The sequence below is a fragment of the Pantoea sp. MT58 genome (genome assembly GCF_014495885.1).
Lineage (GTDB): Bacteria > Pseudomonadota > Gammaproteobacteria > Enterobacterales > Enterobacteriaceae > Pantoea > Pantoea eucalypti.
Genome location: NZ_CP061083.1, coordinates 344118 through 357204, shown reverse-complemented (window position 1 = coordinate 357204; position 13087 = coordinate 344118). Strand labels below are relative to the sequence as shown.

Annotated in this window: 12 protein-coding genes; 4 read left to right on the top strand and 8 right to left on the bottom strand. The window is 54.6% G+C overall.

Translation table 11 applies throughout. The annotated features are described in order from the left end of the window. The first annotated feature begins 122 nt into the window (after nt 1–122). Together IAI47_RS01640 and IAI47_RS01635 are read left to right on the top strand one after the other, a co-directional pair. Nucleotides 123–1406: an HAAAP family serine/threonine permease gene (locus IAI47_RS01640; RefSeq protein ID WP_003853066.1), complete on the top strand. Its 1284-nt coding sequence runs from the start codon at nt 123–125 to the stop codon at nt 1404–1406. A 60-nt stretch (nt 1407–1466) separates the two neighbouring features. Next, nucleotides 1467–2834, top strand: coding sequence for an L-serine ammonia-lyase (locus tag IAI47_RS01635; protein ID WP_003853069.1), 1368 nt, complete (start codon nt 1467–1469; stop codon nt 2832–2834). A gap of 78 nt (nt 2835–2912) precedes the next feature. On the opposite strand, the gene IAI47_RS01630 is transcribed toward IAI47_RS01635, so the two are convergent. Next, a complete protein-coding gene (locus IAI47_RS01630) occupies nt 2913–3356 on the bottom strand; it encodes a helix-turn-helix transcriptional regulator (protein WP_003853070.1) in 444 nt (147 codons plus the stop codon). 499 nt (nt 3357–3855) lie between these two features. On the opposite strand from IAI47_RS01630, the gene IAI47_RS01625 reads away from it, so the two are divergent. Beyond that, complete coding sequence (locus tag IAI47_RS01625; RefSeq protein ID WP_187961166.1) at nt 3856–4350, top strand: GNAT family N-acetyltransferase; 495 nt, start codon at nt 3856–3858, stop codon at nt 4348–4350. Between the two features lie 250 nt (nt 4351–4600). On the opposite strand, the gene ggt is transcribed toward IAI47_RS01625, so the two are convergent. Continuing rightward, on the bottom strand, nt 4601–6352 hold the full coding sequence (ggt, locus tag IAI47_RS01620) for a gamma-glutamyltransferase (RefSeq protein ID WP_033743311.1): 1752 nt from the start codon (nt 6350–6352) through the stop codon (nt 4601–4603). A 207-nt stretch (nt 6353–6559) separates the two neighbouring features. Between ggt and IAI47_RS01615 the strand changes: the two genes are divergently transcribed. Next, nucleotides 6560–6841: a DUF2756 domain-containing protein gene (locus IAI47_RS01615; RefSeq protein ID WP_003852222.1), complete on the top strand. Its 282-nt coding sequence runs from the start codon at nt 6560–6562 to the stop codon at nt 6839–6841. On the opposite strand, the gene ugpQ is transcribed toward IAI47_RS01615, so the two are convergent. From ugpQ to livF, 6 genes are all read right to left on the bottom strand, one after another. After that, the gene (gene ugpQ, locus IAI47_RS01610) at nt 6838–7581 is read right to left on the bottom strand and encodes a glycerophosphodiester phosphodiesterase (protein ID WP_003852221.1); all 744 of its coding nucleotides are present in this window, start codon (nt 7579–7581) and stop codon (nt 6838–6840) included. The genes IAI47_RS01615 and ugpQ overlap by 4 nt on opposite strands. Further along, nucleotides 7578–8651 (bottom strand): sn-glycerol-3-phosphate import ATP-binding protein UgpC, encoded by a 1074-nt coding sequence (locus IAI47_RS01605; RefSeq protein WP_003852219.1) that lies wholly within the window; start codon nt 8649–8651, stop codon nt 7578–7580. The genes ugpQ and IAI47_RS01605 overlap by 4 nt, the downstream gene beginning before the upstream one ends. A 1-nt stretch (nt 8652) precedes the next feature. Further along, nucleotides 8653–9498, bottom strand: a complete 846-nt coding sequence (gene ugpE / locus IAI47_RS01600; RefSeq protein WP_003852217.1) for a sn-glycerol-3-phosphate ABC transporter permease UgpE — start codon at nt 9496–9498, stop codon at nt 8653–8655. Then, the gene (ugpA, locus tag IAI47_RS01595) at nt 9495–10382 is read right to left on the bottom strand and encodes a sn-glycerol-3-phosphate ABC transporter permease UgpA (protein WP_003852215.1); all 888 of its coding nucleotides are present in this window, start codon (nt 10380–10382) and stop codon (nt 9495–9497) included. Before ugpA ends, ugpE begins: the two co-directional genes overlap by 4 nt. Nucleotides 10383–10437: 55 nt before the next feature. Further along, a complete protein-coding gene (gene ugpB, locus IAI47_RS01590; protein WP_008926290.1) occupies nt 10438–11754 on the bottom strand; it encodes a sn-glycerol-3-phosphate ABC transporter substrate-binding protein UgpB in 1317 nt (438 codons plus the stop codon). A 618-nt stretch (nt 11755–12372) separates the two neighbouring features. Further along, nucleotides 12373–13086, bottom strand: coding sequence for a high-affinity branched-chain amino acid ABC transporter ATP-binding protein LivF (gene livF / locus IAI47_RS01585; RefSeq protein WP_008926291.1), 714 nt, complete (start codon nt 13084–13086; stop codon nt 12373–12375). Nucleotide 13087 lies beyond the last annotated feature (1 nt).

The following is a 13087-nucleotide window of genomic DNA, read 5'->3' as shown; positions in this document are numbered from 1 at the left end:
AATGTGATCGCCGTAAATAACCCGCTTTCATAAATCCTACTAAAATAGCCGATAAATAAAAACCTTTCGTTTTAAACACCCTCCGATTCATTTTATTTTAAATTATTATCAGGAGCCCGATTATGGATGCCGTTCAAAATACGCTGATATCAGATGAAACGCCACGCTGGAGAAGAAGTGATACCGTCTGGATGCTGGGATTATATGGAACTGCAATTGGTGCTGGCGTTTTGTTTTTGCCGATAAATGCAGGCACTGGCGGTTTGCTGCCGTTAATCATTATGGCTGTGCTGGCTTTTCCGATGACATTCTTTGCCCATCGCGGGCTCACCCGTTTTGTTCTTTCCGGCAAAAATCCGGGGGGAGATATTACTGAAGTGGTGGAAGAACATTTTGGTATCGGCGCGGGAAAACTCATCACTCTGCTCTACTTTTTTGCTATATACCCTATCCTGCTGGTGTATAGCGTCGCGATTACCAACACCGTCGACAGTTTTCTCACCCACCAGCTTCATCTGATATCGCCGCCGCGTGCGGTACTGGCTTTCATTCTTATTGTCGGCATGATGGCTATCGTACGCTTCGGCGAAAAAGCTATCGTGAAGGCGATGAGTATTCTGGTGTTTCCGTTCGTGGCCGCACTGATGCTGCTCGCGCTGTATCTGATTCCACAATGGAACGGCGCTATTCTGGATACGCTCTCAATGAGGGGTTCTGAAACGACCGGAAGCGGATTATGGCTCACACTATGGCTGGCTATTCCCGTCATGGTCTTCTCCTTTAATCATTCTCCCATTATTTCATCATTTGCAGTAGCCAAGCGTCAGGAGTACGGCGATCAGGCGGCGTCAAAATGTTCACGCATTCTGGCCTGTGCTCATATCATGATGGTGCTCACCGTCATGTTTTTCGTTTTCAGTTGTGTGCTGAGTCTCTCTCCGGAACACCTGGCGGAGGCAAAGGCGCAGAATATTTCTATCCTTTCCTACCTCGCTAACCATTTTAACGCGCCGTTAATTGCCTGGATGGCCCCCATCATCGCAATTATCGCGATCACCAAATCTTTTCTCGGCCACTATCTGGGGGCGCGTGAAGGTTTCAATGGCATGGTGATCAAATCGCTTCGCAGCAAAGGCAAGTCGATAGAAATCAATAAACTGAACCGCATCACCGCCCTTTTTATGCTGATCACCACCTGGATTGTCGCCACCCTAAACCCCAGCATTCTGGGCATGATTGAAACCCTGGGCGGACCGGTTATCGCCATGATCCTGTTCCTGATGCCGATGTACGCCATTAATAAAGTCCCGGCGATGCGTAAATATAGCGGTCATTTGAGCAATCTTTTCGTCGTCATCATTGGCCTGATTGCTATCTCCGCCATCGCCTTTTCTTTACTTAACTGATGCCGTCGCTTGCCATACTGGTCAGCGCCTCTTTCATATTGCAATCCGCATGGGTGAATCATGATTAGCGTTTTCGATATTTTTAAAATCAGCATCGGGCCATCCAGTTCGCATACGGTGGGCCCCATGAAAGCGGGTAAACATTTTGTTGATACGCTAAAGGAAAAAGGCCTGCTGGATAGTGTGAGCCGGCTGGTCGTGGATATTTATGGCTCTCTTTCCCTGACGGGAAAAGGCCACCATACAGATATTGCGATTATTCTCGGCCTGAGTGGTTATCTGCCTGACACGGTAAATATCGATCAGATCCCCGCCATCATTCGCGACGTGAATACGCAGCAACAGTTACGTATCGAAGAAGGGCACCGGGAGATTGCCTTCCCGGTGGCAGAGTGCATACGCTTTCACAGCGAGTTTCTGCCGTTACATGAAAATGGCATGAGCATAACCGCCTTTTGTGATGGAAAAAGCGTTTACACCCAGACCTATTATTCTGTCGGAGGCGGCTTTATTGTCACCGAAGACGATTTTGGTAAAAGCCTGGATAGCGAAATCGATATTCCCTTCCCCTTCTATTCCGCCCGTAACCTGCTGGCACATTGCCATAGCAATAACCTTTCGGTTTCGGCCGTCATGATGAAGAACGAGATAGCGCGTCATGGTCGCCGTGAGGTCGAAGAGAACATGGCACAACTGTGGCAAACCATGCGCAATGCGATAACACGTGGCATCAGCACTGAGGGCGTCTTACCCGGTCCGCTGAAGGTGCCACGGCGGGCTTCTTCCCTGCATCGCATCCTGGCGCCACTGAGCCAGTCCATTAATCCCCTGAGTGCCATGGATTGGGTGAATATGTTCGCGATGGCAGTGAGTGAAGAGAATGCCGCTGGAGGACGTGTGGTCACCGCACCCACCAATGGCGCATGCGGGATTATTCCGGCGGTACTGGCTTATTATGATCGCTTCATCAAGCCGGTAACGCCTGAACTCTATATGCGCTATTTCCTCACAGCAGGCGCAATCGGCATTCTTTATAAGATGAATGCGTCGATTTCTGGCGCTGAAGTCGGCTGTCAGGGAGAGGTCGGCGTGGCCTGTTCCATGGCGGCGGCGGGACTGGCTGAACTGCTGGGGGCCGATGCGGAGAAAGTCTGCATCGCCGCTGAAATTGGCATGGAGCATAATCTTGGTCTGACCTGCGATCCCGTAGCGGGTCAGGTCCAGGTGCCCTGTATTGAGCGGAATGCGATTGCTGCCGTCAAAGCCATTAACTCAACCAGTATGGCGATGTACCGCACCAGCGATCCCAAAGTGTCACTGGATAAGATTATCGAAACCATGTTTGAAACCGGCAAAGACATGAACGCCAAATACCGTGAAACCGCCCGCGGCGGTCTGGCGATCAAAGTGGCGATATGTGAATCGTAACGATCTGAAAACCGCTGGCTGTGAGGCTGGCGGTTTCTTCATTGCTCCGGTTTTGCTGAAGATGGGCTTTGAGCAGGATTATTTTGATTCGTTTTCGCGGGGCAGACTGGACCAGACCATACTCCGCATTTCAGAGGAGGTGTACCACTCATTTATCGTTGCGCTGACAGACTGCTCAGCAACAGCTTCAGTGTTATTCGCCGCCGGTGACTGGCTGCGCTGTTTTTTTCGGATGCGAATACGTGCAGGTGGCGAGTCGGTAAACTGCGCATTAAAGGTTCGCATATGAGAATCGGACAAAATGGACTCCAGCTGATGCAACCGTCCAAGACCCCGCAATATTCCTATTAAGGTGCTCAGCGTAACGGACTCACCTAACTCTGCCCGTTTAATGGTGGCCGTACCAACGCGTGCACGTTCAGCCAGTTCAATCTGAGAGATCCCAAGCTGCATACGGGTTTCTTTAATTCTGCAGCACAATTCAGCAATTATTGCGCCATCGGAAAGAGTATTAAAACGCATAGCAATATCTCATTGCGGGATATACAGAATAAATTATTGAGTAAACCCGCCGGCAAATAAAGAAGATAATTTTAAAATAACAGCACCTGCATCAAAGTAAGTTATTTATTAACAACGTAAGCGATGAAATATAACCTTCAGGCTTTATTTTTATTGAATTATGGCTATGTCTGAAAAGGGGCGAAAAGGGAAACCTGTTCCGCTGTCGGTCAGGCTCATATTACCGGCTTAAAACCAAATGATGAGTGAGTTACCGCCTCTCTTTTCCAGTCAGTGAGTGGCAGGCAAAAAAAAGCCAGCGGATAAGCTGGCTAAATAATACTGGAAGCAATGTGAGCAATGTCGTGCTTTCTCAGACTGTCGATGACTGCCCGGGAACGCATGACAATAATAATCATTATCATTCGTATCTGTAAAGCTGTTTTCACGTTTTTTTCGCTTGATTATTGTGGTGAATACCTTGATGTTTAAAGGGTTTTTATCGGCAAAAGGAGAGCACATGAGTGACATCGTTATCCGCCACGTTACGCCAGAAGATGCCGCTGCACTGCACAGAATTTATGGTCAGCCAGATACTCAGGCCAGCACATTGCATCTGCCTAACGCATCCCTGCAAATGTGGCATGCCCGTCTCGCTACGCCACAGCCCAATGCGCATCTGCTGGTCGCCTGTATCGACGAAGAGGTTGTTGGTCAGTGTGCGCTGCACACAGAAGAGCGAGCAAGACGCCGTCACGTCGCCTCTTTAGGGATGGGCGTGGATGATCGCTACCGGCAGCGCGGCGTCGGCACGGCGCTGATGCGTGAGATGGTCTCGTTGTGCGACAACTGGCTGCAGGTGAGCCGGATGGAGCTGACGGTGTTTGTCGATAATGGCCCGGCCATCGCCCTTTATCAGCGTTTCGGTTTTGAGATTGAGGGAACGGCTAAAGGCTTCGCTATGCGACACGGTGAACTGATCGACGCGCATTATATGGCGCGGGTTAAAGTCTGACGATTGGAAGCATAAAGGGCACCGAAGGTGCCCTTTATGCTGATAAACCTGCCAGGATTCGCTGTCAGTTAGCGCCTGCGCAGGAAACAGGGTCAGATCGGAAAGACGCAAAAGCTGTCATCCATGACACGCTCGGCCCGCGCCGTCCTGCCGCGGGACGCTTTCCTCTTCTGACCCAGTTCCCTGCACATTGAGCTTATTTATTGCTGTCAGATTCACCTGGGTTTAGGTTTGTCAGCAGTCCTGGAAATTAATAACCCGCACTCAAATCATCAATGCTACGCGGATCAGACGCGCCATACAGCATGCCATCCGGCCCGATCATGATGCTCTGTGTACTGCCCATCGACGGCAGCACCTTCACATGCTGACCTTTGGCTTCCAGCAGACGCAGCGTATCGGGACTGAAGCCCTTCTCCACTCGCAGCTGGTCCGGCAGCCACTGATGATGGAAGCGCGGCGCATTAGTGGCTTCCGCCACATTCATCCCGAAATCGATACTATTTACCACCATCTGCAACACCGTAGTGATAATGCGGCTGCCGCCAGGACTGCCGGTGACCAGCCAGGTTTTGCCGCCTTTGGCGACGATGGTCGGTGACATCGATGACAACGGACGCTTCGCCGGTTGCACCGCATTCGCCTCACCGCCCACCAGTCCGTAGACATTGGGCGTGCCTGGCTTGGCAGAGAAGTCATCCATCTCGTTATTCATCAGGATGCCGCTTTTGCCCGCCACAATTCCGCTGCCGAAATAGGTGTTCAGCGTGTAAGTCACCGCAACCGCATTTCCCTGCTTGTCGACCACCGAGAAATGGGTCGTCTGATTGCTTTCATAAGGTTCGAGCTTGCCGGGTTTGATCTCACTGGAAGGCCGCGCTTTCGCCACATCGATCTGCTGTGCCAGGCTTTTAGCATAGGCTTTACTGGTCAGCGCCTGCCACGGTACCTTCACGAAATCGGGATCGCCGAGATATTCCGAGCGGTCCGCGTAGGCATATTTTTCCGCTTCAGCCATCACCTGCATGGCGTCTGCACTGCCAAAGCCCATCTTCGCCAGATCGAAGTTCTCCAGGATATTCAGAATCTGCACGATATGGATACCACCGGATGAGGGAGGCGGCATTGAGAAGACTTCATAGCCACGGTATGTCCCGCTGACGGGCTTACGCTCGACCGCGCGATAGGCTGCCAGATCAGCTTTGTTGATCAGGCCGCCGTGTTGCGCCATCTCTCCGGCAATCTCATCTGCAATCTCACCTTTGTAAAAGGCATCCGGTCCCTGACGGGCAATCAATTGCAGGCTGTGCGCCAGGTTCTTCTGCACCAGCCGGTCACCCTTCTGCCACGGCGTGCCGTCCGGTTTATAGAAGATCGCTTTGCTGTTGGGATGGGTAATCAGGACCTCTTTGCCGTAGGTTTTCAGGTCATCCGCCAGTGCGTCATTGACCGGAATACCGTCACGCGCCAGTTTGATCGCCGGTGCCAGCAGAGTGCTCAGCGGCAGGGTGCCATATTTCTGCGCAGCCAGCGCCAGTCCGGCCACAGTGCCCGGCGTACCTGAGGCAAGATGTGATGTCAGCGACAGCTTACTGTCGGCATTACCCTGCTTATCCAGGAACATATCGCGCGATGCGTGGCCCGGTGCCATTTCACGGAAATCAATAGCCGTCGCGCGTCCCGATGCGGTGCGCAGCAGCATAAACCCGCCGCCGCCCAGATTGCCTGCCTGCGGATGGGTCACGGCCAGCGCAAAGCCCACAGCGACCGCGGCATCCACTGCATTCCCGCCCTGACGCAGGATCTCCACGCCGACCTGGGTTGCCATCGCATCCACCGACGCCACCATGCCGTGCTGCGCTTTTACCGGATGAAAGGTGTCACTGTCCACGCCGTAAGAGACCGGCGGTGCCTGAGTGGGTGCGGCGTTCGCCCCTGCCACCACGGTGAAACTCATCACCAGCGACCAGCTAAGCTGACGCACTGTTTGCTGCATTTTCATCCTGCCACCATCCCGTATAGTTATTTACATTTTTTTATCATTTCTGCAAGTCTCTACAAATACAGCAAAATAACCGGGGTTAAGTCAAATCAGGAATACATCTGAAAGTAAGGTCTGTGATATCGGGTAAACTTATGGATGCGACCCTGATATCGGGGTGCGCGATTGTGCACCCAAAACCCTGTCGCGTTTACGGAAGGAGGAGTGATGAAAAAGTGGATAATTGTTTTAGCGGCCCTGCTGCCATTCGCCAGCCAGGCGAACACGCTCAACAGCACCAATGATCCCAATAAACCGGGCTATAACCCGAGCCAGCAGCGGATGCAGTCGCAGATGCAGACCGATCAGCAGCAGCAGCAGCTGAAGCTGCGCCAGGATCAGCAGCGTCAGACGCAGGATATGCAGCGCAAAATGCAGGAACAGCGAAATAGCGCCCAGCAGCGGGTTATTACCTCGCAGCCGGGCCAGCAGAATCAAAACCAGAACTAATGAAAATCGGGGCCAATGATGTCGATGCTGTCAGTACAGATGGCATCGACGCCCCATTTCAGCAATTCCCGCGCCCGATCCGGGTTGTTCACGGTATAAACCAGAATTTTCAGTCCGGCCGCTTTCAGTTCGGCGACCCGCTCAGCGGTCAGCACCTTGTGATTCAGATGGATCGAGACGCAGGCCAGCGCTGTTGTTTTTGCCTGCCACTCGGGATCCCAGCTGTGCGACAACAGACCACGCGGCAGTTGTGGTTCGGCCTGCATTGCTGCCTCCAGCGCCTCAAACGAGAATGAAGAGAGCAACGGCGCGGTCTGTCCCTGCCACAGGATTGCGGCTGCCTGCGCCACCGCACGTCCGGTTTCGGCATCACTGCCGGTGGTCGGTTTGATTTCGATGTTTGCCATCATCTGATGCTGACGGCAGCGTGCTGCCACCTCATCCAGCCGCGCCAGCTTCTCGCCGGTAAACGCCTTGTCAAACCAGCTGCCTGCATCGAGCTGCGACAGCTTCTCCCAGGGCAACTGGCCTGCCACGCCCCAGCCGTTGCTGGTGCGATCCAGTGTGTCGTCATGCAGCAGGAAGATTTGGGCATCCATTGATAATTTGGCATCAAACTCAATCATTTGATGGCCATATTTCGCACCCGTGTCGATGGCTGCCAGGGTATTTTCCGGTGCCAGTTTACCGCCGCCGCGATGAGCGACGATGCGGGGATAAGGCCAGTGTTGTGTGCTCATTCCAGACGCTTTCCATGGGTTGAATCGAAGAAGTGTAACGCATCTGACGGAAGATGCAGCCACAGCGTACTGCCTGGCTGCGGCCGTTCGCTGTGGGCTAAGCGTACCACCAGTGGCGTCTCCCCGATGCGACCATGTGCCAGATTATCGGCACCCAGCATCTCCAGTGTATCGACCCGCAAAGGCACGCCGCCCTGCTCGCGGCTACTGAGTTGAATATGCTCTGGCCGGATGCCCAGCACCACCGGGCGGTTAGCCCATTTCGCTTTTGTGTCGCTGAGTGGCAGCGCGTGTGAGGCATCAAGCTGGAAGCGCGAGCCGTCACTGCTGAACTGTCCTTTCAGCAGGTTCATGGCGGGCGCACCGATAAACGAGGCCACAAACTGGCTGGCAGGACGTTCATATACGTCGACCGGCGTGCCAAGCTGCTCGACCACGCCTTTGTTCATCACCATCACCCGCTGTGCCAGCGTCATCGCCTCGACCTGATCGTGCGTCACATAGAGACTGGTGGTCTGTAAGCGGCGGTGCAGCTGCTGCAGCTCCAGCCGCATCTGCACCCGCAGGCGGGCATCAAGATTCGACAGCGGCTCATCGAACAGAAACACCGCCGGTTCACGTACGATGGCGCGACCCATCGCCACGCGCTGGCGCTGACCGCCCGAGAGTTCGCGAGGCCGACGCATCAGCAGGTGATCCAGTTCCAGGCTGCGCGCTGCGTCCAGCACCCGCTGGCGAATCTGCTCTTTGCCCATGCCGCGGATTTTCAGGCCATAGGCCATGTTCTCCTCCACCGACATGTGGGGATAAAGCGCGTAATTCTGGAACACCATCGCAATGCCGCGATCTTTTGGCTCTTCCTGAGTGACGCGCCGGTTGTCGATGTAGATATCACCGGAGCTGACGCGCTCCAGTCCGGCTACCATGCGCAGCAGCGTCGATTTACCGCAGCCGGATGGCCCCACCATCACCATAAACTCGCCGTCATTGATGGTGACGTTCAGCGGCTGAATGATCTGATTTTTGCCATCGTAGGACTTGGTTACTGCCTGAAGGGTTACGCCTGCCATCTTATTTCTCACTCTCAACCAGACCGCGCACAAAGGCACGCTGCATGACTAACACCACCACCAACGGCGGGATCAGGGTTAATAACATTGCCGCCATCACTTCATTCCACTGGGTCGGCGATCCACTGGTGGAGATCATACTTTTGATCCCCGCCACCGCTGTGCCGAGGCTGGCGTCATTGATGATCAGCAGCGGCCAGAGATACTGGTTCCAGCCGTAGATAAAGGTGATGACAAACAGCGCCGCCAGATTGGTTTTCGACAGCGGCAGAACAATGTCGATAAAGAAGCGCATTGCGCTGGCACCGTCGATACGCGCCGCTTCTACCAGCTCATCCGGCAGCGACATAAAAAACTGACGGAACAGGAAAGTCGCGGTGGCCGACGCCATCAGCGGCAGAGTTAATCCGCTGTAGCTGTCGAGCATATTAAGGTCGGCTATCACCTGCACCGTGGGGAAGATACGCACTTCAACCGGCAACATCAGGGTGATGAAGATCAGCCAGAAAAAGAGCGTGCGCAGCGGAAAGCGAAACCAGACCAGCGCAAACGCCGACAGCATTGAGACGGTAATTTTGCCGAAGGTGATACCCAGCGCCATGATCATGCTGTTGAGCAGCATCAGGCCAAACGCTGGTCCGCTGCCGTTGACGCCCTGCGTCCAGATGCGCGAGATGTTCTCCCACAGGTGCGTGCCGGGCACCAGGGTCATCGGCACCTGATAGACCGCCTCGTTATCCAGCGTTGCCGCCACAAAGGCGACATAGAGCGGAAAGAGGATAGTGAGCACGCCCAGCACCAGCACGATGTGGCTGAAGATATCCAGCCCGCGTCGATTCTCAATCATTGGTATTGCACCTTACGTTCAACAAAGCGGAACTGAAGCACCGTCAGCCCGATCACCAGCAACATCAGCACCACCGACTGCGCCGCGGAAGAGGAGAGATCCAGACCGGTAAAGCCTTCGCGATAGATTTTGTAGATCAGCGTGGTGGTCGCCTGCACCGGCCCGCCGCCGGTTGCGGCATCGATCACCGGGAAGGTATCGAAGAAGGCGTAGATCAGGTTCACCACCAGCAGGAAGAAGCTGACCGGCGTGATCAGCGGCAGTGAGAGGTTGAAGAAGCGACGCACCGGTCCGGCACCGTCGATGGCAGCGGCTTCCACCAGCGATTTAGGGATAGACTGCAGTGCGGCAAAGAAAAACAGGAAGTTGTAGCTCATCTGCTGCCAGATCGAGGCCAGCACCACCAGGAACATCGCCTGACCGCTGTTCTGCGCGAAGTTCCAGTTGTAGCCGACGTGGTTCAGCAGGTAGCTGAACAGACCCAGGCCAGGGTTAAACAGAAACATCCACAGCACCGCAGCCACCACCGGCGCAACGGCGTAAGGCAGTAGCAGCAGGGTCTGATAGAGGCGGCGGAGTCGTACCACATAATCCACCAGCGCCGCCAGCAGCAGCGAGAAGACCATGCCAAACACCGTGACCATGCCACTGAATTTTATCGTGGTCCAGAAGGAATCCAGATAGTAAGGATCGGCAAATAGCCGTCTGAAGTTTTCCAGCCCGACAAAGCTGCTGGAGATGCCAAAGGGATCGAGGCTTTGCAGCGAGTACCACAGCGCTTCACCCGCAGGCCAGAGAAAGAAGATGGCGGTAATCAGCAGTTGCGGCAGTACCAGAAGATAGGGCAACAGACTGGTGCGAAAGACCGGACGGGATGAAGACATGGCATACCTGGCGTCAGAAAGAGCGGGCCAGCCTGAGCGGGCCCGCAGGAAGAGATTACTTCACCTGCTGCTGAAAGCGGCGCAACAGCTCGTTGCCGCGTTTCACGGCGTTATCCAGTGCGCTTTGTGGCGACTGTTTGCCGGTCCAGACACTTTCCAGCTCTTCGTCGATCACGGTACGAATCTGCGGCATATTGCCCAGACGCATGCCTTTAGTGAAGGGCAATGGCGGCTTGTTCATCATCTGGCGAGTGGCGATATCCGCACCCGGATTTTTGTCGTAGAAGCCCTGCTGTTTCGTCAGCTCGTAGGCGGCGGTCGTAATCGGCAGATAGCCGGTTTTCTGGTGCCATTCCGCAGCGATTTCCGGTTTAGCCAGGAACTGCATGAACTCAGCTACGCCTTTGTACGTTGCTGCATCTTTGCCTTTCATTACCCACAGGCTGGCTCCGCCAATCAGGGCGTTCTGTGGCGCATTCGGTACGGTGTCGTCATACGGCATCATGCCAACGCCGAAGTTGAATTTGGCGTAGTGACGGATATCGGCCAGCGAACCGGATGAGGCAGTGGTGATACCGCAATCGCCGTTGTAGAACTTGGCGGTGGATTCATCTTTGCGACCAAAGTAGGTGAAGTCCCCTTTCTTGTTCATCGCTTCCAGCAGTTCGATATGACGAACCTGCACCGGCTTGTTGAACTCCAGCACCGCATCGAGTCCGTCAAATCCGTTGTTTTCCGTCGCGACCGGCAGAGCATGCCAGGCACTGAAGTTTTCAATCTGGATCCAGCCCTGCCAGCCGCTGGCGTAGCCACAGCTCATGCCCGATTTACGCAGTGCGGCGGCATCTGTCGCCAGCTCCTGCCAGGTTTTAGGCGGCTGGTCCGGGTTCAGGCCCGCTTTTTTAAAGGCGTCTTTGTTGTAGTAGAGCACCGGTGTCGAGCTGTTGAACGGCTGAGAGATCAGCTGACCTTTGCTGTCGCTGTAGTAGCCCGCCACCGTTGGCACGAACTGTTTTTCATCGAAGGGAATGCCGGCGTCTTTGAATACCTGATGCACCGGCACAATCGCCTTTGAGGCCATCATGGTCGCCGTACCGACTTCATAGACCTGCAGCACCGCTGGCGCTTTGCCGCTGCGCACGGCCGCAATCCCTGCTGCCAGGCTCTGCTCGTAGTTACCTTTGTAGGTCGGAACAATTTTGTAATCGGGATGCGTCTCGTTAAAACGCTGTGCCAGCGAATCCACTTCTTTGCCAAGCTCGCCTTCCATGGAGTGCCAGAAAGGGATCTCAGTGGCGGCCATGGCATGGCTGCAGAGCGTCAGACCGAGCAGCGCGCTCATCAGGCTACGACGAAAGGTAACGACGGACATAGAATTTTCCTGTGCAGGTAAATACGCGTGAAATCACGGATTTCTGTTTCGCGAAGTAACATGACACGGGGAAATGACGGATTAATAACAGGGAGATGACAGCAGGATGACAGGCGAAAAAGAGGAAAAGCGGAGCAGCTAACTATTGTTGAGATTGTTGACAAAGTCTGGCTTGGTTGCTTTAAGACTGTGCCCTGCGCAGAGAACACGGTCAGATCGGAAAGACGCAAAATCCGTCATCCATGACACGCTCGGCCCGCACCGTCCATGGCGCGGGACGCTTTCCTCTTCTGCCCGTGTTCCCTGCGCGTTAAGTTTATGTGTTGCGGCCAGATTCACCTGATTTGAGTTTGTCAGCAGCCTGAGCTGCTATACATCATTATTACGTCGAATTTATTACCAGAAGCTGCAACGGCCTCTGGCAATGGCAGAACTTGCCCCTACTTTCAGGCAAATTTGAAGGCCGTCGGCACCACCACCCACACCGACACTCAAGGCCGTCGGCGTCGCAGGCAGTTCGGCACCGGCCAGCGCACAGCATCCGGAGCGTACTGAAGTACGTGAGGAATGCGAGCACTGCCCGGTGTCGAAATGGCAAGTAAGCCAGGCCTCTAAACCTTAAGCGCCGAGGTAAGCGCTGCGGACGGCTTCGTTGGAGAGTAGCGCTGCACCTGTGTCTTCGAGCACCACATGCCCGTTCTCCAGCACATAGCCCCTGTCCGCCAGCTTCAGCGCCTGGTTCGCATTCTGCTCCACCAGGAAGATCGTCATCCCCTCGCTACGCAGTTGCTCAATAGTGTCGAAGATCTGCTGAATAATGATCGGTGCCAGCCCCAGTGACGGCTCATCCAGCAGCAGCAGTCGCGGCTGGCTCATCAGTGCACGGCCAATTGCCAGCATCTGCTGTTCGCCGCCTGACATGGTGCCAGCGCGCTGGATTTTACGCTCTTCCAGACGCGGGAAGAGTTCATAAACGCGTTTGATCCGCGTCAGATAATCCGGACGGCTGGCAAAAAAACCGCCCATCGCCAGGTTCTCTTCCACCGTCATGCGCGAAAACACCCGCCGGCCTTCCGGCACGATGGCAATCGCTTCACGCATAATGCGCGCCGTTTGCCAGTCGGTGATAGCTTTGCCATCAAAGGTAATGGTGCCCTGCGTGGCGCGTGGCTCACCGCACAGCGTACCCAGCAGCGTGGTTTTTCCGGCGCCGTTAGCGCCAATCAGGGTAACGATTTCGCCCTGATTGATATAGAGGCTGACATTGTGCAGCGCCTGAATTTTGCCGTAGTGGGCGCTGACGTTCTCAATGGTTAACATCGCATTTGCCATC